This window comes from Promicromonospora xylanilytica, assembly GCF_054782895.1.
In genome coordinates this window covers 29,347-51,787 of sequence record NZ_BAAGRP010000014.1, presented here as the reverse complement: position 1 = coordinate 51,787, position 22,441 = coordinate 29,347, and the positions used below count along the sequence as shown (strand labels likewise).

24 protein-coding genes and 3 tRNA genes are annotated in these 22,441 nt (G+C 72.2%); 11 read left to right on the top strand and 16 right to left on the bottom strand.

The features are described from left to right. Positions 1-41: 41 nt before the first annotated feature. The 3 genes from ACYVK7_RS14565 to ACYVK7_RS14555 all read right to left on the bottom strand — a co-directional run bounded on the left by ACYVK7_RS14565 (position 42) and on the right by ACYVK7_RS14555 (position 698). A tRNA-Lys gene (locus ACYVK7_RS14565) sits at positions 42-117 on the bottom strand. Positions 118-223: 106 nt separating this feature from the next. Continuing rightward, positions 224-299, bottom strand: a tRNA-Lys gene (locus ACYVK7_RS14560). Between the two features lie 102 nt (positions 300-401). Then, positions 402-698: a GroES family chaperonin gene (locus ACYVK7_RS14555; RefSeq protein ID WP_460888493.1), complete on the bottom strand. Its 297-nt coding sequence runs from the start codon at positions 696-698 to the stop codon at positions 402-404. A gap of 112 nt (positions 699-810) precedes the next feature. On the opposite strand from ACYVK7_RS14555, the gene bcp reads away from it, so the two are divergent. The 3 genes from bcp to ACYVK7_RS14540 all read left to right on the top strand — a co-directional run bounded on the left by bcp (position 811) and on the right by ACYVK7_RS14540 (position 2,646). Then, positions 811-1,293 carry a thioredoxin-dependent thiol peroxidase gene (gene bcp / locus ACYVK7_RS14550; RefSeq protein ID WP_460888438.1) on the top strand — a complete coding sequence of 161 codons (483 nt, stop codon included), beginning with the start codon at positions 811-813 and terminating at the stop codon, positions 1,291-1,293. Positions 1,294-1,323: 30 nt separating this feature from the next. Then, a complete protein-coding gene (locus ACYVK7_RS14545) occupies positions 1,324-2,532 on the top strand; it encodes an acyl-CoA dehydrogenase family protein (protein WP_460888437.1) in 1,209 nt (402 codons plus the stop codon). A gap of 32 nt (positions 2,533-2,564) precedes the next feature. After that, a tRNA-Leu gene (locus tag ACYVK7_RS14540) sits at positions 2,565-2,646 on the top strand. A gap of 30 nt (positions 2,647-2,676) precedes the next feature. Here ACYVK7_RS14540 and trxA read toward each other — a convergent pair. Next, positions 2,677-3,039, bottom strand: a complete 363-nt coding sequence (trxA, locus tag ACYVK7_RS14535; protein WP_460888436.1) for a thioredoxin — start codon at positions 3,037-3,039, stop codon at positions 2,677-2,679. A gap of 125 nt (positions 3,040-3,164) precedes the next feature. On the opposite strand from trxA, the gene ACYVK7_RS14530 reads away from it, so the two are divergent. Further along, on the top strand, positions 3,165-3,737 hold the full coding sequence (locus ACYVK7_RS14530) for an NUDIX hydrolase family protein (RefSeq protein WP_460888435.1): 573 nt from the start codon (positions 3,165-3,167) through the stop codon (positions 3,735-3,737). On the opposite strand, the gene ACYVK7_RS14525 is transcribed toward ACYVK7_RS14530, so the two are convergent. From ACYVK7_RS14525 to ACYVK7_RS14515, 3 genes are all read right to left on the bottom strand, one after another. Beyond that, the gene (locus ACYVK7_RS14525; RefSeq protein WP_460888434.1) at positions 3,734-5,365 is read right to left on the bottom strand and encodes an ABC-F family ATP-binding cassette domain-containing protein; all 1,632 of its coding nucleotides are present in this window, start codon (positions 5,363-5,365) and stop codon (positions 3,734-3,736) included. The genes ACYVK7_RS14530 and ACYVK7_RS14525 overlap by 4 nt on opposite strands. Before the next feature lie 145 nt (positions 5,366-5,510). After that, positions 5,511-7,181: a sodium:solute symporter family protein gene (locus ACYVK7_RS14520; RefSeq protein ID WP_460888433.1), complete on the bottom strand. Its 1,671-nt coding sequence runs from the start codon at positions 7,179-7,181 to the stop codon at positions 5,511-5,513. Further along, positions 7,178-7,522 carry a DUF4212 domain-containing protein gene (locus ACYVK7_RS14515; protein WP_460888432.1) on the bottom strand — a complete coding sequence of 115 codons (345 nt, stop codon included), beginning with the start codon at positions 7,520-7,522 and terminating at the stop codon, positions 7,178-7,180. The genes ACYVK7_RS14520 and ACYVK7_RS14515 overlap by 4 nt, the downstream gene beginning before the upstream one ends. Before the next feature lie 332 nt (positions 7,523-7,854). Between ACYVK7_RS14515 and ACYVK7_RS14510 the strand changes: the two genes are divergently transcribed. The 7 genes from ACYVK7_RS14510 to ACYVK7_RS14480 all read left to right on the top strand — a co-directional run bounded on the left by ACYVK7_RS14510 (position 7,855) and on the right by ACYVK7_RS14480 (position 14,234). Next, the gene (locus ACYVK7_RS14510; protein ID WP_460888431.1) at positions 7,855-8,280 is read left to right on the top strand and encodes a hypothetical protein; all 426 of its coding nucleotides are present in this window, start codon (positions 7,855-7,857) and stop codon (positions 8,278-8,280) included. Between the two features lie 9 nt (positions 8,281-8,289). Beyond that, positions 8,290-8,640, top strand: coding sequence for a hypothetical protein (locus ACYVK7_RS14505; protein WP_460888430.1), 351 nt, complete (start codon positions 8,290-8,292; stop codon positions 8,638-8,640). Beyond that, the gene (locus tag ACYVK7_RS14500) at positions 8,637-10,367 is read left to right on the top strand and encodes a solute symporter family protein (RefSeq protein ID WP_460888429.1); all 1,731 of its coding nucleotides are present in this window, start codon (positions 8,637-8,639) and stop codon (positions 10,365-10,367) included. Before ACYVK7_RS14505 ends, ACYVK7_RS14500 begins: the two co-directional genes overlap by 4 nt. Further along, entirely contained in the window at positions 10,354-11,700 is a 1,347-nt protein-coding gene (locus tag ACYVK7_RS14495) for a histidine kinase (protein ID WP_460888428.1), read from the top strand. Before ACYVK7_RS14500 ends, ACYVK7_RS14495 begins: the two co-directional genes overlap by 14 nt. Before the next feature lie 4 nt (positions 11,701-11,704). Further along, positions 11,705-12,514 (top strand): LytR/AlgR family response regulator transcription factor, encoded by an 810-nt coding sequence (locus ACYVK7_RS14490; RefSeq protein ID WP_460888427.1) that lies wholly within the window; start codon positions 11,705-11,707, stop codon positions 12,512-12,514. Positions 12,515-12,629: 115 nt separating this feature from the next. Continuing rightward, positions 12,630-13,844 carry a sulfotransferase family protein gene (locus tag ACYVK7_RS14485; RefSeq protein WP_460888426.1) on the top strand — a complete coding sequence of 405 codons (1,215 nt, stop codon included), beginning with the start codon at positions 12,630-12,632 and terminating at the stop codon, positions 13,842-13,844. 9 nt (positions 13,845-13,853) lie between these two features. Further along, positions 13,854-14,234 carry a DUF3054 domain-containing protein gene (locus tag ACYVK7_RS14480; protein ID WP_460888425.1) on the top strand — a complete coding sequence of 127 codons (381 nt, stop codon included), beginning with the start codon at positions 13,854-13,856 and terminating at the stop codon, positions 14,232-14,234. A gap of 4 nt (positions 14,235-14,238) precedes the next feature. Here ACYVK7_RS14480 and ACYVK7_RS14475 read toward each other — a convergent pair whose 3' ends face one another. The 9 genes from ACYVK7_RS14475 to ACYVK7_RS14435 all read right to left on the bottom strand — a co-directional run bounded on the left by ACYVK7_RS14475 (position 14,239) and on the right by ACYVK7_RS14435 (position 22,306). Continuing rightward, on the bottom strand, positions 14,239-14,904 hold the full coding sequence (locus ACYVK7_RS14475) for a non-canonical purine NTP pyrophosphatase (protein ID WP_460888424.1): 666 nt from the start codon (positions 14,902-14,904) through the stop codon (positions 14,239-14,241). Continuing rightward, positions 14,901-15,656 (bottom strand): ribonuclease PH, encoded by a 756-nt coding sequence (gene rph / locus ACYVK7_RS14470; RefSeq protein WP_460888423.1) that lies wholly within the window; start codon positions 15,654-15,656, stop codon positions 14,901-14,903. The genes ACYVK7_RS14475 and rph overlap by 4 nt, the downstream gene beginning before the upstream one ends. Before the next feature lie 61 nt (positions 15,657-15,717). Beyond that, positions 15,718-16,545, bottom strand: a complete 828-nt coding sequence (locus tag ACYVK7_RS14465) for an MBL fold metallo-hydrolase (RefSeq protein ID WP_460888422.1) — start codon at positions 16,543-16,545, stop codon at positions 15,718-15,720. Continuing rightward, the gene (gene murI, locus ACYVK7_RS14460; protein WP_460888421.1) at positions 16,545-17,348 is read right to left on the bottom strand and encodes a glutamate racemase; all 804 of its coding nucleotides are present in this window, start codon (positions 17,346-17,348) and stop codon (positions 16,545-16,547) included. The genes ACYVK7_RS14465 and murI overlap by 1 nt, the downstream gene beginning before the upstream one ends. A 101-nt stretch (positions 17,349-17,449) precedes the next feature. Then, positions 17,450-18,220 (bottom strand): DUF2017 family protein, encoded by a 771-nt coding sequence (locus ACYVK7_RS14455; protein ID WP_460888420.1) that lies wholly within the window; start codon positions 18,218-18,220, stop codon positions 17,450-17,452. Further along, positions 18,217-18,525: an ATP-dependent Clp protease adapter ClpS gene (gene clpS, locus ACYVK7_RS14450; RefSeq protein ID WP_460888492.1), complete on the bottom strand. Its 309-nt coding sequence runs from the start codon at positions 18,523-18,525 to the stop codon at positions 18,217-18,219. The genes ACYVK7_RS14455 and clpS overlap by 4 nt, the downstream gene beginning before the upstream one ends. A gap of 118 nt (positions 18,526-18,643) precedes the next feature. Beyond that, positions 18,644-20,092: a nicotinate phosphoribosyltransferase gene (locus ACYVK7_RS14445; protein ID WP_460888419.1), complete on the bottom strand. Its 1,449-nt coding sequence runs from the start codon at positions 20,090-20,092 to the stop codon at positions 18,644-18,646. A gap of 109 nt (positions 20,093-20,201) precedes the next feature. Further along, positions 20,202-22,007, bottom strand: coding sequence for a DEAD/DEAH box helicase (locus tag ACYVK7_RS14440; RefSeq protein ID WP_460888418.1), 1,806 nt, complete (start codon positions 22,005-22,007; stop codon positions 20,202-20,204). Next, complete coding sequence (locus ACYVK7_RS14435) at positions 22,004-22,306, bottom strand: DUF3039 domain-containing protein (protein WP_377188831.1); 303 nt, start codon at positions 22,304-22,306, stop codon at positions 22,004-22,006. The genes ACYVK7_RS14440 and ACYVK7_RS14435 overlap by 4 nt, the downstream gene beginning before the upstream one ends. Between the last annotated feature and the right edge of the window lie 135 nt (positions 22,307-22,441).

Sequence of the window (22,441 nt, the reverse complement as noted above, 5' to 3'; positions counted from 1 at the left end):
GAACGACGAAGGCCCCCACCGAGGTGGGGGCCTTCGTCCTGTGGTGCGCCATCTAGGACTTGAACCTAGAACCCGCTGATTAAGAGTCAGCTGCTCTGCCAATTGAGCTAATGGCGCCTGCGACGGAAAGATTACCAGGGTCTTGACCCTCTGGCGCACCGCTTTCTCCGCCTCGCGACGACCCTCGCCGTCGCCCCGCGTGGGGGCTGCCGGACCGTCGCGTTGGTGCGCCATCTAGGACTTGAACCTAGAACCCGCTGATTAAGAGTCAGCTGCTCTGCCAATTGAGCTAATGGCGCGCAACGGAGAGAAACACTACCAGGACCTGCGACGTCACCGGTAACCGAACGGGCACCCCCACCTGTGAACTGCGCGACAGCCGGGCCGGGCCGGCAGCGGACCTACAGGTAGAGCCCCGTCGCGCCGTCCGCCTCGTCGTTCTCGGCCACGCCGTGCACGTCGCGTTCCCGCAGCAGCACGTAGTCCCGGCCGGCCAGGTCCACCTCGGCGCGCTCCTCCGGGTCGTACAGGACGCGGTCGCCCACGTCGACCTGGCGCACGTGCTCGCCCTTCGCCACGACCGTCGCCCACGCGAGCCGCTTGGGCCCGACGGCGGTCGCGGGGATCACCAGGCCGGCCGTCGACTGCCGCTCCGCCGCGTCCGTCTCCGGCTCGACCAGGAGCCGGTCGTGCAGCATGCGGATCGGGAGGGTGCCGGGCTTGGTCGCGGAATCAGGTACGGCGGGAGTGCTCACGGGACAACGCTACGCGACCCCGGCAGTGCCCGGCGGACGGGCTACCGTTACGGGCATGACCACTCGTCTCGAATCCGGGGACAAGGCTCCCGACTTCACCCTGCCCACGGCCGACGGCGCGACCGTCCGGCTCGCCGACCTGGCGAGCAGCACCGACAAGGGCGTCATCGTCTACTTCTATCCCGCCGCGGCCACGCCCGGCTGCACCAAGGAGGCCTGCGACTTCCGCGACTCCCTGGCCTCCCTGCAGGGCGCCGGCTACGCCGTCGTCGGCATCTCCCCCGACAAGGTGGCGAAGCTCGCGAAGTTCGCCGACGCGGAGTCGCTGACGTTCCCGCTCGCGTCCGACGAGGACCACGCGACCCTGGAGGCGTACGGCGCCTGGGGCGAGAAGCAGAACTACGGCAAGACGTACGTGGGCGTCATCCGCTCGACGGTCGTGGTGAACCCGGACCTGACGGTGTCCGAGTCCTTCTACAACGTGAAGGCGACCGGGCACGTGGCTCGGATCCGCAAGGTCCTCGGCCTCGATGACTGAGCAGATGACCGCGCGGGAGGGGCAGCGCTGATGGGGTCGCCCGCCGACCTGCTCGACCTCGACGCCGAGCTGAACGACACCGAGCTGGCCACGCGTGACCGGGTGCGCGAGTTCGTGGACCGCCGCGTCCGGCCGAACATCGCCCGCTGGTTCGCCGACGCCCACTTCCCGCGCGAGCTGGTGCCCGAGCTGGGCGAGCTGGGTCTGCTCGGCATGCACCTGGACGGGTACGGCTGCGCCGGCCGGTCCGCCGTCGAGTACGGGCTGGCGGCGCAGGAGCTGGAGGCGGGCGACTCCGGCATCCGCACCTTCGTGTCGGTGCAGGGGTCCCTGGCGATGTCGGCGATCCACAAGCACGGCTCAGAGGAGCAGAAGCGGCTGTGGCTGCCCCGGATGGCGACGGGCGAGGTGGTCGGGTGCTTCGGGCTCACGGAGCCGGGCGCCGGCTCCGACCCGGCGAGCATGACCACCCGAGCCCGGTTCGAGCCCGGCGGCGAGGGCGGCGAAGCGGGTGGCGAATGGGTCCTCGACGGCGCCAAGCGGTGGATCGGCATGGCCTCGTTCGCGGACGTCGCGATCATCTGGGCCAAGGTGTCCGAACCGTCCGAGCAGGGCGCGCGGGACCGCGTGCGCGGGTTCATCGTGCCGACGTCGGCGCAGGGGTTCACGGCGGTGCCGATCGAGCCCAAGCTGTCGATGCGTGCGTCGGTGCAGTGCGACATCACGCTCGAGGGCGTCCGTGTGCCCGCGGACGCCCTGCTGCCGGAGCACCCCGGGCTGGCGGGCCCGTTCGCCTGCCTGGACGAGGCGCGGTACGGCATCGTGTGGGGCACGGTCGGCGCCGCGCGCGACGCGTTCGAGGCAGCGCTCTCCTACGCCCAGGAACGCGAGCAGTTCGGCACGCCGGTCGCGGGCTTCCAGCTCACCCAGGCCAAGCTCGTCGACATGGCGCTGGAGATCACCAAGGCGCAGCTCGTGGCGCTGCGCCTCGGCCGGCTCAAGGACGCCGGGCGGCTGGAGGGGCACATGATCTCGGCGGGCAAGCTCAACAACGCGCGCGCCGCCATCGAGGTCTGCCGCGAGGCCCGCACCATCCTGGGCGGCAACGGGGTCACGCTGGACCACTCGCCCATGCGGCACGCGAACAACCTGGAGTCGGTGCGCACCTACGAGGGCACGGACGAGGTGCACACGCTGGTGCTGGGCCGGCACATCACGGGGCTCGCCGCATTCCGCTGACCTGCCCGCGGACCCCGTAGACTGGGCGCCGCGCGCGAGTGGCGTAATTGGCAGCCGCGCCAGGTTTAGGTCCTGGTGTCCTCGGACGTGGGGGTTCGAGTCCCCCCTCGCGCACCTCGGTGGTGCTGTGCCGGCCCAGTCGGCTCAGTTCTGCTGTGCCGCGAGGTCCTTCTTCACGGCCTCCATGTCGAGACCGCGGACGGCCTCGACGACCTCGGCGAGGCCCTTGGCCGGCAGGGCGCCCGCCTGGCGGAAGACCAGCACGCCGTCCCGGAACGCCATGAGCGTGGGGATGGACGTGACCTGCGCGGCCGAGGAGATGCCGGGGTTGGCGTCCGTGTCGACCTTGGCGTGCACGATGTCGGTGTTCTTCTCCGAGGAGGCCTCGAAGACGGGGCCGAACATCTTGCACGGCGGGCACCAGTCGGCCCAGAAGTCGACGAGGACGATCTCGCTGTCGCTGACGGTCTTCTCGAACGTGGCGTCGGTGATGTCGACGGTGGCCATGTGGCGTTTCCTCTCGTTGGACGTCTCCTTGGTTCAGCACAGCGGCGCCCTCGGCTATTCCACGCGGCCGCCCGCGCGCGGCGCGGGGGGCGGCACCGCGCAGCCCGACCTGGTAGAACGGACCCGTGACGGACACTGCCGACTACCCTTCCGACGACGACTTCTACCGTGACCCCTCCCAGGTCTCGGGGTGGCTGACCGATGAGGACCTCGCGGTCGTACGCGCACAGCTGCCGCTCGTCTACGTCGATGCCGTTCCGGTCCGGGTCGACGACTCGGGCGACGTGGTCGCCGTCGGGCTGCTCCTGCGGGTCAACACGCAGGGCACCATGACGCGGGCCGTGGTCTCGGGGCGCGTCATGTATCACGAGCGGGTCCGGGACGCGCTGCTGCGGCACATCGAGAAGGACCTCGGCCCGGTGGCGCTGCCGCAGGTCCCGACGTCCCCGCAGCCGTTCACGGTGGCCGAGTACTTCCCGACCCCCGGGATCACGGCGTTCCACGACCCGCGCCAGCACGCGGTCTCGCTCGCGTACGTCGTGCCCGTCACGGGCGACTGCCGTCCGCAGCAGAACGCCCTGGACCTCGCCTGGCTGACGCCGGAGGAGGCCTGCGCCGACGACGTCCAGGCCGAGATGATGAACGGCCAGGGCATGCTGCTCAAGCAGGCGATGGCCCACGTGGGGCGCCTGCCCTAGGACAGGTCGAGCACCGGCCAGTCCTCCAGGTCCGACCGCATCCGGCGGTCGTGCGTCGCCACCACCACGGCGCACGGGGTGACCTGCAGGGCGCGGGTCAGCTCGTCGACGAGGTCGATCGACAGGTGGTTGGTCGGCTCGTCCAGCAGCAGCAGGTGCGGTGCGTGCAGCAGCGCCCGCGCCAGCTCGAACCGGCGCCGCTGCCCCGCCGACAGCTCGGCGAGCGGGCGGTCCAGGTCCTCCTCGCTGAGCAGGCCGAGCCCCGCGACGGGCACCACGTGGTCCGGGTCCAGCTCGCCGGAGGAGAGCAGCCGGAGGGCCTCGTCGGCGTAGGTCTCGAAACCGGTCCGCAGGCGCGCCCTGCCCGTGATGGGCAGGCTCTCCTGACCCACGACGCCGATGCGGACGCCCGGCGCGACCGACCGGCTCCCCCGGTCCAGGGCCAGCGTCCCGGCCAGCGCCCCGAGCAGCGTCGACTTGCCGGTGCCGTTCGGCCCGACGACGAGCAGCCGGCCCGACGGCGGGATCGCGATCCGGGTGCCCGGCAGGTCCACGCGGGCGCCGCCGTCGTCCCCGACCCGCGGCGAGCGCACCTCCACGACCGGGTGGCTGGGGTCCCAGCCGGGGGACATCGCCGGCAGGTCCGGGAACGCCAGCTCGACCGGTGGCTTCGGGACCTCGATGGCCTCCGCCTCGAGCTTCTGGACGAGCCGGTCGGCGGCCTTGACGTGGATCCGGGCGTGCGTGGCGCGCCGGTGCTTCTGCGAGCCCTTCTCCGGGCGCCACTCGTCGGACAGCCCCTCGTACGACTCGTCCAGCCGCTCCGCGAGCGCCGCCGCCCGCTTGCGCTCGGCGCGGTAGCGCTGCCGCCACCGGTGCAGCGACTGGTTCTTCGCGAACCGGTAGGCCAGGTAGCCGGGCTGCCCGTAGAGCACGGGTTTGCCGTCCCAGGACGGGTCGAGGTCGAGGATCGCGGTGGCGACGTCGTCCAGCAGCTCACGGTCGTGCGTGACCAGCACGATGCCGCCGCGCCAGGCGACGAGCTCGCCCGTGAGGAACTCGATGGCGTCAGTGTCCAGGTGGTTGGTGGGCTCGTCCAGCAGGAGCAGGTCGGAACGCTCGGCGAGGCGGCACGCGAGGCGGACCCGGAACCGCTCCCCCACGCTGAGCTCGTCGAGCCGGCGGGCCGGGTCGCGTGGGGCGCCGAGTCGCGTGAGCGCCACCTCGACGCGGCGGTCGGCGTCCCAGACCGCGAGGTGCTCGGCGAGCGACAGGGTGCGTTCCAGCACCGCCAGGTCACCCGACCCGTGGTCGAACGCGGCGGCGGCGGCCTCCAGCTCGGCGGCCGCCGTCCGCAGGCCGTCGAGGGTCATCGCGACGACGTCGCCGATGGTCTGGCCGGGCGTGGGGTGCAGCTCCTGCTCGACGAGGGCCACGGATCCGTGCCGCCGCACCTCGCCCGACTTCGGCTGCAGGTCACCGGCCAGCAGGTGCAGGAACGTGGACTTGCCGGACCCGTTCTCCCCCACGACGCCGACGCGCGTGCCGTCGTTCACGGTGACGCTCACCCCGGCCAGCACGTCCCGCCCGGGGTACGCGAAGGCGAGGTCCTGGGCGACGAGATGCATCCGCCAAGCCTACGGGCCCTTCGGGGCCGCGCGGTCAAGGGAAGGGCGGTGCCCGACGCCGGGCGGCGTCGGGCACCGGGGGACGCTGTGGGTACGCAGCGGGGGGATCCAGGGGCGGATGTACTACGTACCCACAGCGAGGTGATCAGGCAGAGGTCTCAGTCCGGCGGGTGACGGCGGGGTACCTGATGTTCTCGACCATCTCCTGGATCTCGTGCGACGGGGGCTTGGTCGCCAGCGACACGATGACCGTGACCACCAGGTTCACGACCGCGCCGATCGCGCCGATGCCCTCGGGGCTCACGCCCATGATGTGGTCGTTGGCCTGCGTACCGAACACTTCGAGCGTGTAGATCATGTAGGTCGAGGTGAAGGCGAGGCCTGCGAGCATGCCGGAGACCGCTCCCGCCGCGTTGGTCCTCTTCCAGAAGATCCCGAGCAGCAGGATCGGGAAGAAGGTGGACGCGGCGAGCCCGAAGGCGAAGGCGACCACCTGGGCCACGAACGCCGGGGGGTTGATGCCGAAGTAGATGGCGACCAGCACTGCCAGCCCCATCGCGATCCGGCTGACGAGGAGGCGGCGGCCCTCCGAGGCGTGGTGGTCCACGTACCGGAAGTACAGGTCGTGGGACGCCGACGACGAGATGACCAGCAGCAGACCGGCCGCCGTCGACATGGCGGCCGCGAGGCCTCCCGCGGCGACGAGCCCGACGATCGGTGCGGGCAGGCCCGCGATCTCCGGGCTGGCCAGCACCAGGATGTCGTTGTTGATGATCAGGTCGGCGCCCGACGTCGGGTCGTTGCTGACCGTACCGATCGTGTCGACACCCTCGCCGACGGTGACCAGGCCGGTCGCCATCCAGTTCTGCACCCAGGAGGGCAGGGCGTCGACGGCGGCGCCCTGCACGCCCGAGAGCAGGTTGAGCTTGGTGAACGCGCCGACGGCCGGGGCCGTCGTGTAGAGCAGGCCGATGAAGACCAGCGCCCACAGGGCCGAGTAGCGCGCCCCGCGGACCGTCTTGGTCGTGTAGAACCGGATGATCACGTGCGGCAGGCCGGCAGTACCGATCATGAGCGACAGGGTCACCAGGAAGACGTCGATCTGCGGCCGGGCGGTGAACGCCTCGGTGTAGACCGGCAGCCCGAACTCGGCACCGATCCGGTTCAGCTCGGCCAGGATCTCGCCGAACGAGACCTGGGGCACCGGGAAGCCGGTCATCGTGTGCGCGACGGCCCAGGCCGGGATCAGGTAGGCCGTGATCATCACCGTGTACTGGGCCACCTGGGTCCAGGTGATGCCCTTCATGCCGCCGAACACCGCGTACGCGAAGATGACCGCCGCCGCGATCGCCACACCGGCCGCCTGCTCCACCCCCAGGAACCGGGAGAACACGATGCCGCCGCCGGACATCTGCCCCACCACGTAGGTGAAGGACACGATGATGGCGACGACCGCCGCTACCGAGCGCACGGTCTCGGAGAACCGGTCACCCACGAACTCGGGGACCGTGAACTTGCCCCACTTGCGCAGGTACGGCGCGAGCAGCAGGGCGAGCAGCACGAAGCCGCCCGTCCAGCCCATCAGGTAGATGGAGCCGTCCGACCCGAGGAAGGCGATCAGGCCCGCCATCGAGATGAAGGACGCCGCGGACATCCAGTCCGCCGCGACGGCGGCCCCGTTCGCGACGGCGGGGATGTTCTGCTCGGCGACGAAGAAGCCCTTGGTCTCCTTCACCCGGCTGCGCCAGGCGATGCCGATGTACAGCGCGAACGACGCCGCGACGAAGACGAGCGCCCAGGTCTGGATGTCACTCATGACCGGCTCCCGTCGTCGTTGCGCTCGCTGACGCCGTACTGGTCGTCAAGCTTGTCCATGCGCATGGCGTAGATGAGGATCAGCAGGATGAAGGTGTAGATCGAACCCTGCTGCGCGAACCAGAAGCCGAGGGGGAAGCCGCCGATCACGATCTCGTTGAGCTGCTCGACGAACAGGATCCCCGCGCCGAACGAGACCACGAACCAGACGACGAGCAGCGCCACCATCAGTCGGAGGTTCTTCTTCCAGTACTCCTTGCGCCAGCCGTTCTCCGTCAGGGCGGCTCCCCCGCCGTCCGGGGGCGGTGCACCGCCAGGCGGTCTCTCGTGCGTGTCGGCCATGTGTCGACGCTCCTTTGCGTGTCGTGGTGCTGCCCCGGCGGCGGCGCGTCCTGCCCCCGGACGCCGTTCCTGCCAGGGCGCACTGTGGTGCGGGTCACAGCTGCCCCTGAGCCTGAGCAAAGGGCCAGGAGCGCCTGGCGCGCAAGAGCCGACCGGCCGGACGGCAGCCGTGACCTCGCGAGCGGTCGCTCTGGGCGGCGAACGGTGCCGGACGTCTTCACCCGACCGCTCGGGAGGCGTTCCTGACCGTTCGTGGAGCTCGTGCTGCCGTTCAGCAGGGCCGTGCCCTGGCAGGGCTCCCCTGACGTCCCCGGTAGCCCTACGATCGCCCTATGTCCTCGACGTCGAGCACTTCCGGTACCGCCGTGCGCCGCCGCGTGTTCCACCCCGGCAGCCTGGCGATGACCATCGGAGGGCTGTGCGTCATGATCGGGTCGGTGCTCCCCTGGATCAGCACGCCGCTGGGGCACATCCCCGGCCACGCGAGCTACCTCGGCTGGGCGACGATGGCCGCGGCCCCTCTCGCGTTCGCCGGCGCGGTGCTGCCGTTCCGCCGGGTGGCCATCGGCCACTGCCTCGTCGTCGCCGCGCCCGCCGTGCTCGCCGTCGTGTGGCAGATCGTGCAGATGGTCCAGGTCAGCGCGACCACCGACTCCTGGGGCAAGGTGTGGCCCGGCATGGGCCTGGTCATGATCGCCGGCGGCACGGTGATCCTGCTGCGTACCGCCTGGCGTCTGCATCGGACACCTGACGCATAGTCTCGTCCCATGCAGCACGACGACGGCGTCGACGAGCACGACACCCCGGCCGAGGTCGACGCGACGTTCCGCACGGTGCGGCGCGTCGCGATCACGCACTTCGTGCTGTTCCTCGCCGCCGTGATGGGGGTCCCGGCCCTGTCGCTCACGCTGGACTGGTGGTCGGGCGGGCGTCTGGCCGGCGGGATGAGCCCCGGTTTCGCCATGGCGGCGTTCGGGCTGTACGCGTTCTTCCTGGTGATCGGGCTGGCGGCGGCCACGCTCTCGTCGGCGGTCGAGGCCCGCATGCTCGGCGGCCGGAACGACGAGGACGGCGAGTACGAGAGCGACGTCTACCCGGGCGAGGGCGAGCTCCCGTGACGGCCACCAGCGCCGGCACGCTGGCGATCCTCATCGCCGCGGTCGCCCTGGTCACCCTGGTCGTGCGCCCGCGCGGCGTCTCCACCGTCGACTTCTACCTCGCCGGCCAGCGGGTCGGCGTCGCCTCGAACGCCCTCGCCATCTGCGGGGACTACTTCTCCGCCGCCTCGTTCCTCGGGGTCGCGGCGGCCGTCTACGTCTCGGGTCTCGACGGCGTCTGGTATGCGGTCGGGTTCGCCGCCGGGTTCGTGCCGGTGCTGCTGTTCGTGGCCGCACCGCTGCGCCGGTTCGGCGAGTTCTCGATCCCCGACTTCCTGGGGCGGCGGCTGGCCTCCGAGCGCGTGCGGCTCGTCGCCGTCGGCGTGGTCCAGACGGTCATCCTGGTCTACCTGGTGCCGCAGGCCGTGGGCAGCGGCATCACCTGGCAGCTGCTCGTGGGACACGGGCTGCCGGGCCTCTCCGCGTACGCGACAGGCGTGCTGCTCTCGACGGCGGTGGTGGCAGGGCTCGTCGCGTTCGGCGGCATGCGCGGCACCACGTGGACCCAGGCCATCCAGTTCCTCCTGCTGCTCGGCGCCCTCGTCTGGCTCGCCGTCGCCGTCGCCGGCTCGGGGTTCCACTACTCCGGGGCCGTCGCCGACCTGTCCGCCGAGCCGCTGGCCAACCCCGTGCACGGCGACGCCGGATGGCATCTGCAGCCCGAGGACAACCAGCTCGACCCGACCACGCCCGCGACCTTCGGCCAGCCGGGCGCCGCCTACGGGCCGCTCGCGCAGTTCGCCCTCATCCTCACGCTCGTCATGGGCACCGCCGGCCTGCCGCACGTGATGAACCGGTACTTCACCAGCCCCACCGGCACCGCCGCCCGCACGACGACGGTCTGGGTGCTCGGCCTGGCCGGGCTGTTCTACGCGCTCGCCGTCATGCTCGGCACCGCCGCCCGGCAGCAGATCGCCGCCGCCGTCGAGCAGCACCCCTGGCTCGAGGAGCTCACCGTCGACGGCATCCTGCGCGTGCCGGAGCACGCCCTGCCCGTGCTGGGCCGCATCTACGGCGGCGACTCCGGGCTCGCCGTCGTCGCGGCCGGAGCCCTGGTCGCCGTGATGTCCACGATCGCGGGGCTCCTGCTCGCCGCCGCGGCGTCCTGGGGGCACGACGTCTACGAGCGGCACATCAACCCGCGCGCGACCCAGCGCCAGGCCGTGTGGGCCGGCCGCACCAGCACCGTGGTCGCGGCACTCGCGGCCGGCGGGCTCGCCATCGCCATGCAACCGGAGGACATCACGCCCGGCGTCCCTTCGATCGTGGCCGCCATGGTGACCTGGGCGTTCGCCATCGCCGGTTCGGCGCTGACGCCCGTGTTCGTGCTGGCCATCTGGTGGCGTGGCACCACGGCAGCGGGCGCCACCGCCGGCATGGCAGTCGGCGGCCTGGTGTCGGTGACCATGTTCGTGGTGGGGGCGCTGCCGATCGGCCCCGGCCTCGGGGAGATGCTCATGACCCCCACGCTCGTGGCTGCGCCGCTGGCCGCACTGGTCACCTGGCTCGTGTCGCGGGCGACGACGCCGCCGGACGACGTCGAACGGCAGTGGCTGGTGCTGCACGGCACCGCCGCCGACCGGCATGCCGAACGGCTGGCACGCCTGACCATCGCGAACGCCGAGCCCGCGCGGCGACGGTTCGGCCGCGGGTCCCGGCGCAAGGGGCAGCGCGATGCGGACCGGTAGCGCGCTCCTGGCCGGTGCGATCAGCGTCACCTGGGCGGTGGTGTACCTGGTGACCCAGGTGTTCGTGTCGCCGTCGCTCGGGGTGGGCACCACCGTGGCGGCCGGCACCGTGGCATCCGTGCTGCTCGTGTTCGGCTACCCCTCCGCGCTGCGCGGGCCGCGCGCGGGCCGGACCCTGCGGCGCTGGTCCGCCGAGCGCACCTCCGAGCGCACCTTCGAGGGCCGCGGCGCCGAGCGGTCCCGCCGCCGGATCGTGGCGGGCGGGCACCGCATGCCGCTCCGATCCGGCCTGACCCCCGACGCGGCGCGCCGCACCGCCGCGCTCCTGCGCCCGCTGCTGGGGGGCGACGCCGTGGTGATCACCGACCGGGAGCGGAACCTCGCCTTCGTCGGGCCCGGGTCCGACCACCACCAGGCGGGCGGTCCGGTGCGGGCCACGACGGTGCGGAGCGCCATCGCCAAGGGGCGCACGATGATGTCCCGCAGAGCCTCGAGCATGGGGTGTGACGACCCGGACTGCCCGCTGCGCAGCGGTGTCGTCGTACCGCTCGTGGTGGGCTCTCGCGTCGTGGGCACCATCGGCGTGTTCCGTACCCACGACCGGCCCGCGCCGCGCGACCAGGTCGAGGACATGGCGAGCATCCTGTCGCTGCACCTCGAGCTGGCCGAGGCGGACCGCGAGCGCAAGCTGGCGTCGGACGCCCGGCTCGATGCCCTGCGCGCCCAGATCAACCCGCACTTCCTGTTCAACATCCTGAACACGATCGCGTCCAAGTCGCGGACGGACCCGGACGAGGCGCGCCAGCTGCTCCTGCGCCTGTCGGACTTCTTCCGGTACGCGGTGCGTCAGGAGGGGCAGCTCGCTGAGTTCGCGCAGGAGTACTTCTTCGTGCGGACGTACCTGTCGCTGGAGCAGGCCCGGTTCGGCGACCGTCTGCGGGTGCGGTACGACATCGACCCGCAGGTGCTCACGGCCCACGTACCCGTGCTGACCATCCAGCCCCTGGTCGAGAACGCCGTGAAGCACGGCCTGGCCGACAAGGTCGAGGGCGGCACGGTGACGTTGCGGGCCCGGGTGGACCCGCTGACGCGGACGACGTCGATCCGGGTGACCGACGACGGCGTGGGCATGGGCGCCGACGTGCTGGACGGGCTCGGCGCCTCGGGGGGCGCCGCGCGGGGTGCGGCGGGTGCGGAGGGCGCGCGCGGTGGTGTGGGTCTGCAGAACATCTCCGAGCGGCTCACGGCACTGTTCGGGGAGCGGTTCACCCTGGACATCCAGTCGACGGCGGGAGAGGGGACGGTCGTGGAGGTACGGGTCCCGCTACGCTGACCGCATGCGCCCCCGCGCCCTGATCGTCGACGACGAGGCACCGGCCCGTACCGAGCTGCGCTTCCTGCTCGAGGAGCTCGGCCAGGTCCAGGTGGTCGGTGAGGCCGCGAACGGCGAGGAGGCCCTCCTGCTCCTGCGGTCCCTGCCGTACGACCTGGTGCTGCTGGACATCCGGATGCCGGGCGGCAGCGGCCTCGAGGTCGCCGCGGCGCTGCGCGATCTGCCGCATCCGCCCCAGGTCATCTTCACCACCGCCTACCCGGACCACGCCGTCGAGGCCTTCGACCTCGACGCGGCGGACTACCTGGTCAAGCCGTTCGACGCCGATCGCCTGTGCCGGGCGGTGGAGCGTGCGCTCGAGCACGCCGGTGCCGACGATCCCCAGACCGGCGTCACGGCGGCCGGCAGCCCGGCGGGGCCGGGCGGTACGTCGAACGCCGGGGCGAACGGGCGGCGCGCGGACGAGCCGACAGGGCCGGAGCCGCTCGCGCGGGTCCCGGTGCAGCGCGACGGCCGCACCGTGCTGGTGGACCAGTCGGCGATCGTGTACGCGAGCGCCGCGCGCGGCTACTCCTATCTCAAGCTGGCCGACGAGCGGCTGCTGGTCACCTTTTCCCTGAACGAGCTGGAGCGGCGGCTGCACGGGCACTTCTTTCGCGCGCACCGGTCGTACCTGGTGAACCTGAACCATGTGCGCGAGCTGGTGCCGGACTTCAAGGGCGCTCTCGTGGTGGTCATGAACGACCGGCAGCGCAGCCGGGTCGAGGTCTCCCGCAGGCAGGCGAGGGAGCTGCGCCGCCGGCTGGGCGTCTGACCGCGTGGTCCGTCGGGGCGAAGCACCGGTTTTCCTCGTCCCGTAATGCCCTGTAAGGGATGATATGAGGCAGTTCTGCCTGCCGAGCCCGACCCTGCCGTCCCGAGGAGAAGACGTGTCCCGGACCACGCCTGCCCTGCGCCTGACCAACCTGCTCCTCACCCCGGGTACGCGTACCCGCAAGGACCCCGACGCCGTGTTCGACCGCATGGTCGCGCGCGCCACGCGGCGGCGCGCACCCCTGAGCGCCGAGTACGCGGCCGACCTCGACCACCTGCGGCTGGTGCTGCGCGCCTTCGCCGGGTTCGCCGGCCTGAGCCCGCTCGGCTGGATGGCCGGGCAGGCGCTGGTGGACTCCCGCATCCGGAACCGCGCGGTGGTGGGCGACCTGCACGCCCGGCATCCCGAGCTCGCCGACGAGCCGGTCCAGGCGCCCGTCTTCGTGGTGGGCATGCCCCGCACCGGCACCACCCTCACCTACAACCTGCTGTCCCGGTCGCCCGCCCACCGCGGCCCCAAGCTCTGGGAGATGACCCACCTGGGCCTCGCCGTCGACAGCGGCACCGAGGCGGACCTGATCCGGCGCACCCGCAAGAAGTACGCCATGGTGTCGCGGCTCAGCCCTACGTGGGACACCATCCACCCGCTCTACGCGGAGGCCGAGGAGGAGGACACCTTCATCAGGGCCCACTCCGAGCTGCACGCCTCCGCCGTCCCCGTGCCCGACTACGTCGAACGCCTGCGGACCTTCGACCACCGGCCCGACTACCGGTTCCTGCGGGACGCGCTCCAGGTGCTCTCGTACCGGCGCCCCGCCCGCCGGTGGGTGCTGAAGCACCCGGCCAACCTCTTCCACCTGTCCGCGATCCGCGACGTGTTCCCCGACGCCCGCTTCGTGTGGACGCACCGCGCCCCCGAGGTGGCGCTCGCGTCGCTGTGCTCCCTCGCGGAGGCCGCCGAGCGACTGCACCGGCACCCGGCCGCCGTGGACCTGGCCGACACCGGCAGGAAGTGGCTGTCGATCATGTCCACCGGGGTGTCCGGCGCCCTGGCCCAGCGCACCGAGCTGGGCCCCGACGTGGTGCTCGACCTGCCCTACGAACGCCTCACCGGCGAGCCGGGCACCGCGCTGCCCGAGCTGTTCGAGCGGCTCGGCGCGCGGTGGGGCGCCCCGGACGAGGCGAACCTGGCCGCGGCCCGCGAGGCGCCGCGGCAGCGCTCCCCGCACCAGTACTCCCTGGAGCGGTACGGGCTGGCGCCGGACGAGGTGAGGGCGGCCTTCGCGGACTACCTGGACCTGCTCCCGGCCCTGGCACCGGACGGTGCCTAAGATGCGCTGGTGAGTACCACCCGAGTCCCCGTCTGGCCCGCCGTCGCGGCCGACGCCGCCTGTGTCCTGGTCTTCGCGGTCGTCGGCATCGCGTCGCACGACGGGTCGATGCTCGCCGCCCTCGGCCGCGTCGTGTGGCCGTTCGCGCTGGCCGCCGCGCTCGGCTGGGCGCTGACCAGGGCCTGGCGCCACCCGGCCCGCCCCTGGCCGACCGGCGTGGTCGTCTGGCTCGTGACCGTACTCGGCGGCCTGGCGCTGCGCGGCGTCTCCGGTCAGGGGCTGGCCTGGACGTTCGCCCTGGTCACGGCCCTGTTCCTGGCCCTGACGATGCTCGGCTGGCGCGGCGTGGTGGCAGCCCTGCGCCGCGGCCGGGCGCACGGCGCCGCCTGAGGGCTCAGCGCGAGCCCAGCACCTCGAGGATCACCGGCGCCAGCGCACGGAACGCCTTGCCCCGGTGCGAGATCGCGTTCTTCTCCTCCGGGTCCAGCTCCGCCGCGGTCCGACGGCGGCCGCCGTCGCGCCCGGCACCGTCACCGGCCTCCGCACCCGGCGCCGACTCGTCCGGAACGAGGATCGGGTCGTAGCCGAACCCGTTGCTCCCGCGCGGCGCGGTCGCCAGCACGCCCCGCATCTCGCCGGTCCGCACCTCCTCGCGCCCGTCGGGTGTGACCAGCGCGGCAGCACACACGAACCCGGCCTGGCGGTACTCCGGCCGCACGTCCCCGAGCTGTCCGAGCAGCAGGTCGAGGTTCGCGGCGTCGTCCCCGTGCTTGCCGGCCCAGCGCGCCGAGAAGATCCCCGGCGCCCCGCCCAGCACGTCCACCGCAAGCCCCGAGTCGTCGGCGACGGCGGGCAGCCCGGTCGCCGCGCACACCGCGCGGGCCTTGATGAGCGCGTTCTCGGCGAACGTCACGCCGTCCTCGACCGGCTCGGGCGCCCCGACCTCCGCCGAGGTGACCAGGCCGCCGTCGGGCAGCTCGAGGCCCGCCGCGGCGAGGATCGCCCGGAGCTCGCCCACCTTCTTGCTGTTGTGCGTCGCGAGGACGATCCTGGCGGTCACCCGATCTCCCGCGCGAGCGCTTCCTGCTGGATCTTGGCGAGCTCGGCCGTGCCGCCCACCGCGAGGTCGAGCAGCGAGTCGAGCTCCGCCCGGTCGAACGGCGCGTGCTCGGCGGTGCCCTGCACCTCGATGAACTTGCCGGCGCCCGTGACCACCACGTTCATGTCGGTCTCGGCGCGCACGTCCTCGACGTAGGGCAGGTCGAGCATCGGCGTGCCGTCGATGATGCCGACCGAAACGGCGGCCACGGAGTCGGCGAGCACCTGCTTGCCGCCCTTGATGTGCCCGTGCCTGCGGCCCCACGCGATCGCGTCCACGAGCGCCACGTAGGCCCCGGTGATCGCCGCGGTGCGGGTACCGCCGTCGGCCTGGAGCACGTCGCAGTCCAGCACGATCGAGTTCTCACCGAGCGCGCTCATGTCGACGACGGCGCGCAGCGACCGGCCGATGAGCCGCGAGATCTCGTGCGTGCGGCCGCCGATCTTGCCCTTGACCGACTCGCGCGCGCTGCGCTCGTTGGTGGCACGCGGCAGCATCGCGTACTCGGCGGTGACCCACCCCTCGCCGGAGCCCTTGCGCCATCGCGGCACGCCCTCGGTGAACGACGCGACGCACAGCACACGCGTGCGCCCGAACTCCACGAGCACGGACCCCTCGGACTCGTCGAGCCACCCTCGGGTGATCTTCACGGGGCGGAGCTGGTCGGTGGCGCGCCCGTCGGCGCGGACGATGCTGTCGGTGCTGGAGGTCATGCGACCACCCTAACGACCGCCCGCCGTGCTCGGACGCACGAGTCGCGCGGCGTCCGACACGTCAGAGCTCGTAGACCGTGCCCGGCTCCGCGACGTCGACCGGGCCGGCGAACGTCTGGCGTGCCTCCGCCAGCGAGTCGGCGGGATCGTTCCACACGGGCAGGTGCGTGAGCAGCAGGCGGCGCGCACCGGCGTCGGTCGCCACCTGGCCAGCGCGACGGCCGGTGAGGTGGATGCCCGGCTCGACGGCGTCGTCGCGCCCCTCGAGGAAGGCCGCCTCGCTGAGCAGCAGGTCCACGTCACGCGCCAGCTCCACGACGGACTCGCACGCGTCGGTGTCCCCCGTGTACGCGAGGGTCGCCGTGCCGCCCGACGCCGACGGGCCGGTCACACGCACGCCGTACGTCTCGACGGGGTGGAACACCCGGTGCGGCTCGATGGTCAGCGGCCCGACCGTCACCGACGGGTACTCGGCCCACGAGCGGAAGTCGAAGTCGTTCTCCATGGACTCCCCGTCGCTCAGCCCGTAGGACAGCGCGACGTGCCGCTGCGCCGTCGACGGACCGAAGACCGGCAGGGGCGTGTCCCGTGGGCCGGTCCGCAGCGAGCCGCGCTCGGGGTGGTACCGCAGGTACACGTACAGCCCGGAGAGGTCGGCGCAGTGGTCGGGGTGCAGGTGCGAGACCGACACGGCGTCGAGCTCCATGGGGTCCATGAGCCGCTGCAGCGCGCCGAACGCGCCGTTGCCGAGGTCGAGCAGCACGTTCCAGTCACGCGCCTCGTGGCCCGCAGCTGCCGCCTCGGCGGCCGGGACCCGGACCACGTACGACGAGGCGGGCGTCGCGGGCCCGGGGAACGACCCGGAGACCCCGACCGGGATCAGGCGCATCAGACGGCCTCCACCAGGGACACCTCTGGGCCGAGGAACCGGCCGGCGAGCTGCCCGAAGGGCGCGGGATCGCCGGTGGTCAGGAACCGGTGCTCGGGGACACCCGCGTCGGGCGCCCGCTCCAGGTCGTGGGCGAGCAGGGTGCGGTACACGTCCTTCGCGGTCTCGTCGGCGCTGGACACCAGGGTGACCTCCTCGCCCATGACGTAGGAGATGGCGCCCGCGAGCAACGGGTAGTGCGTGCAGCCCAGCACCAGCGTGTCGACCCCGGCCGCCCGGACCGGGTCGAGGTACTCGTGCGCGAACTTCTGCACCTCCGGGCCGGACGTCCGGCCCTCCTCCACGAAGCGGACGAACTCCGGGCAGGCCTGGCTGGTGATCGTCAGGCCTGGAGTGACGTGAAAGGCGTCGTCGTACGCACGCGACTGCACGGTGGCACGGGTGCCGATGACGCCGATCCGGCCCGAGCGCGTGGCGGTCACCGCGGCGCGGGCCGCCGGCAGGATGACCTCGACCACCGGGATGCCGTGGCGCTGCGTGTACCGTTCACGGGCGTCGCGCATCATCGCCGCCGACGCCGTGTTGCACGCGATGACCAGCATCTTCACGCCGTCGGCCACGAGGCGGTCCATGGCGTCCAGCGCCATGGCGCGCACGGCCGCGATCGGCTTGGGCCCGTACGGGCTGTTCACGGTGTCGCCGAGATACCTGACCCGCTCGTTGGGGAGCTGATCAAGGATGGCCCGCGCGACCGTGAGGCCGCCGAGGCCGGAGTCGAAGATCCCGATGGGCGCGTCGTTCACGGGGTGAAGCCTAGCGACGACAACGCAGGGTCACCCTTGCTCGTGAGCCGTGCCACGCGTGACGCACGACACGTTGCGGCAGGTCAGCGGTTTGATCGGCGTCACTCGGACCCAACGGGCGGGCCTGGCGGACGCCGCCCTCTCAGTTCCCCGAGCATCACGTCCATCAGGGTCTCCTGCGCGTAGCCCGCCGCGACGAACACCCCGGACCAGAAGCGCCGGGCCGCGCGCCCGTCGGTCGCCACGGGGATCTCGCGGCCGGCCTGCCTGTCCCACATGATCTCGTCGGTGAGCTGCATGACCTGGTCGTCCGACTTCAGTCCCAGGCGTTCCGCGATCACGAGCCGCACGTCGGTGAGGGCCCCGGCGAACTGCTCGGCGTCCTCGCGCGGCACCCGGACCGGCGGCGGAGCGCCGTGCCTGCCCAGGGGCGACGGCGCGTCCTCCCCGGTCGGCAGGTCGAGCAGTGCCGCGAACGCCTCGAGCCGGTCCACCTTCGCCTGCGCCACGTCGTTCTGCGTGAGCCGGCGGAACTCGTCGGCCATCTCCGCGTCGACCTTGCTCGCGTCCGGCAGGAGCCGCCGCGCCGCAGGGTCCGTCGGGACGCGTCCGACACCCGTCACGCCGGTGAGCCGTGCCAGGTCGGCGTCGGTCAGCTCGTCGGGGGCGAGCAGGCCGTTGGCCCACGCCTGCCCCTTGCCGGGGCCGTGGTGCGTCGAGAAGCCGAGCTCCCCGTCGTCGGGGAACAGGTCGAGGCCCGCCTCCTCGCGGAGCATCTCCGCGACGTCGCGCGCCACCCGGGCCAGGACGACCCGCTCCACCGGCTCGAACCTGGCCTCGTAGCCCCGCCGCATGGCGCGGAACGGCGTCATGCCGCTCCTCGCGCGCCCGACTCCTGCAGCGTCGCCCACAGACCGAACCCGTGCATCGCCTGCACGTCCACCTCCATGCGTTCGCGTCCGCCGCTGGACACGACTGCTCGACCGTTCTCGTGCACCTGGGTCATGAGCCGCTCCGCCTTCACGCGCGGATACCCGAAGTAGCTCTCGAAGACGTACGTCACGTACGACATGAGGTTCACCGGGTCGTTCCAGACGATCGTCACCCACGGGTCGGCGACCCCCGCGGCGAGGTCCGCCTCGGTGTCCTCCTCGACGGCCGTCCCGGCTGACCCCATGGGTGTGAGCAGCGGCGGTGGGGAAGAAGTCACAAGTCTCACTGTAGGCGGTTTGGACCCTCCCCTGGACACCCCTGTCCGAGATCTTCGCGAAGTTGTCGCCGGGCTGTGACCTGCGTCAATCGAGGAGGTCGTCCAGCCGGAGGTCGACCGTCGGAATGGCAGGGTCACCGTCGGACAACCGCCGCGCGCCGCGCGGGAGCTCCGCGCGCACCATGCCGTGGTTGACCGCCGCGTTCGCCACCCCGTAGGGGCCCACCCAGCGCGAGTCGACGGCGCCGTCCACGACCATCGGCGCGAGCAGCGGGCGCAGGTCGTCGCTCTGCGGGGTCCACTCGGCCACCGCCGCGTCCGGGCCGGTCACCATGATCTCCTCGATGGCGTGCCCGTCCCGGCCGTACCGCCGCGCGGCGGCCTTGCGGCCACCGACCGACGCCTTGTTCGCCGACGCCTTGGCCACCGGCTGCAGCACGCCCGTCGAGTCGGCCCGCGCGACCAGCTTGTAGACCATGCCGCAGGTCGGGGCGCCCGAACCGGTCACCACCGACGTCCCCACGCCGTACACGTCCACCGGGGCGGCGGCCAGGGAGGCTATCGCGTACTCGTCGAGGTCGGACGTCACCACGATCTTCGTGTCCGCGGCACCGAGCTCGTCGAGCTGCTTGCGCACCTCCTGCGCCAGGCCGCCGAGGTCTCCGGAGTCGAGCCGCACGGCACCCAGCCCGGTCCCCGCCACCTCGACGGCGGTCGCCACGCCCTGCCGCACGTCGTACGTGTCGACCAGCAGCGTCGTACCGGAACCCAGCGAGGCGACCTGCGAGGCGAAGGCGTCCCGCTCCGTGTCGTGCAGCAGCGTGAACGAGTGCGCGGCGGTGCCGATGGTGTCCAGCCCGTACCGCATGCCTGCCTCGAGGTTCGACGTGCCGGCGAAGCCCCCGATCACGGCGGCGCGGGCCGCCGCGACGGCGGCCTGCTCGCTCGCCCTGCGCGAACCCATCTCCAGCACCGGCCGGCCGCCGGCCGCGCTCGTCATGCGCGACGCGGCCGAGGCCACCGCCGAGTCGTAGTTCAGGATCGACAGGATCAGCGTCTCCAGCAGCACCGCCTCCGCGAACGTGCCCTCGACCTGCAGCACCGGCGAGCCGGGGAAGAACACCTCGCCCTCGGCGTAGCCCTGGATGGTGCCGGAGAACCGGTAGTTCGCGAGGTAGTCGAGCGTCCGGCGGTCCACGACGCCGTTCTCCTCGAGGTACGCCAGCTCCGCGTCCTCGAAGACGAAGTGTGGCAGCGCTTCCAGGACGCGACCGGTGCCCGCGAGGACGCCATAGCGGCGCCCCGGTGGAAGGCGCCGGGTGAACACCTCGAACACGCAGTGCCGGTGGGCCGTGCCGTCCGCCAGGGCCGCCTGGAGCATGGTCAGCTCATAGCGGTCGGTCAGGAGCGCGACCGACGGACGCACCGCCGGCAGGGGTGCTGCGGGGAGCGGCTGCGGTTCTTCGACACCGTTGTCGAACGCAGGCCACGAGTCTGTGAGCGAGGCGCCGATGCCCCGGAGCTCGTCGGTCATGCACTCACGGTAGGCCAGTATGGCCACCCGAGTGGCGTGAACAGGGTCATGGCAGCCTCTTGTCTCAACATGCGGATCGTCGTGCTCCTCTTGGCGTGCTCGGTCCGGACTACTTCTGCCCGACGAACCAACGCCGGACCTGGGCCACGCGTGCCGCGAGCTGGTCGGCGGTCGCGAGCGGCACCTCGGGCCCGCCGCACGTGCGGCGCAGCTCGGTGTGGACCATGCCGTGCGGCTGTCCGCTGCGCTTCGCCCAGGCCGACACGAGCTTGGACAGCTCCTTGCGCAGCTCGGTCGCGCGGCGGTGCTCCTGCTCCGACCGTTCGTTCTCCACGTCGCGCGCCGACGGCGCTCCCCCGCGGGCCTTGAGGTGGTCCGCCTGGCGCTGCCGCAGGAGGGTGGCCACCTGGTCCGGCTCCAGCAGCCCGGGCAGGCCGAGGAAGTCGAGCTCCTCCGCCGAGCCGGGATCGGCACTCGTGCCGAACTCGCCGCCGTCGAAGAGGACGCGGTCGAACGTGGCCTGGGCGTCCAGCGCCTGGAACGAGCCCAGCAGCTCGCTCGACGCCTTCTCCTCCTTGTTGGCCTCCGCGACGAGCGCGGCCTCCGGGTCGTACTCGATGCCCTGCTCCTCGGCGGTGCGCGGACGGTCGAGCGCGTGGTCGCGTTCCTGCTCCATCGAGTTCGCCAGGTTCAGCAGCGGCGCGACGCTGGGCAGGAAGATCGATGCTGTCTCGCCCCGCTTCCTGGCTCGCACGAACCGGCCGATCGCCTGGGCGAAGTACAGCGGCGTGGATGCGCTGGTCGCGTAGACGCCCACGGCGAGGCGCGGCACGTCCACACCCTCCGACACCATGCGCACGGCGACCATCCACCGGTCGTCGCCCTGCGCGAACTCCTCGATGCGGCCGGAAGCGCCCTCGTCGTCGGACAGGACGACCGTGGGGCGCTTGCCCGTGATCTCCTGCAGGTGGGCGGCGTAGGCGCGCGCGTTGTCCTGGTCGGTGGCGATGACCAGGCCACCCGCGTCGGGCACCGTGCGGCGCACCTCGGCGAGCCGCTTGTCCGCCGCCGCGAGCACCGACGGGATCCACTGCCCCTCCGGGTCGAGCGCGGTGCGCCACGCCTGGCCGGTCATGTCCTTGGTCATGGCCTCGCCGAGCCGGGCGCTGACCTCGTCGCCCGTCTTGGTGCGCCAGCGCATGTCGCCGGCGTAGGACATGAACAGGACGGGTCGGACCACGTGGTCGCGCAGCGCCTCGCCGTAGCCGTAGGTGTAGTCGGCCTTCGACCGGCGGATGCCCTCGCGGTCGGCCTCGTACTCCACGAACGGGATGGCGGACGTGTCGCTACGGAACGGGGTACCGGTCAGCGCCAGCCTGCGGTCCGCCACCTCGAAGGCCTCGCGGACGGCGTCGCCCCAGCTCAGGGCGTCGCCACCGTGGTGGACCTCGTCGAGGATCACCAGGGTGCGGGCGGCCTCGGTGCGAGCGCGGTGCAGCGCCGGCTTGGCGGCGACCTGCGCGTACGTCAGAGCGACCCCGTCGTAGTGCGAGCCGTGGCGGCCCTGCGCGTTCTTGAAGTGGGGGTCGATGCGGATGCCGACGCGCGCGGCGGCGTCGGCCCACTGCGTCTTCAGGTGCTCGGTGGGCGCCACGACCGTGACCCGCCGGACCACGCCCTGCTCGAGGAGCTCCGTGGCGATGCGAAGCGCGAACGTCGTCTTGCCCGCGCCAGGGGTGGCGACGGCCAGGAAGTCCCGCGGGTTCTTCTCGCGGTACAGCTCCAGGGCCTCCGCCTGCCAGGCGCGCAGACTCGACGCCGTGCCCCAGGGGGCGCGGCGCGGAAAGGCAGGGCTGAGCGACGAAGCGGCCGCAGACGACGGTGTGTGGGGCAGCTGCTGCGGCTGGCTCGTCACTTGGAGGAGTCGCCCTCGCCGCCGTCCTGCGGTTCCCGGAGACCCTCGTAGATCTCCTTGCACCGGGGACAGACCGGGAACTTCTTCGGGTCCCGGCCCGGCACCCAGACCTTGCCGCAGAGCGCGATCACGGGCTTGCCGCTCATCGCGGACTGCATGATCTTCTCCTTGCGCACATAGTGCGCAAAACGCTCGTGATCTCCGGGTTCCGTCTCGTCCCGGGTCTCCTCGCGCTCGAGGACGCTCGTACCGCCCTGCGTACTGGGCTCGTCCTGCGGGTTCGAGAGTGGTTCGGTCATGCCGAGAAGTCTACGCGGGCCCACCGACAGCCACTTCGGCGGGACACGCCCTGGACCTGCTCCCCGGCACCGCCCAGGGCGTCATTCCGGGACCAGGGCGCGGAATGCCTTGCGGGGGTGTCGGTGACCACAGAT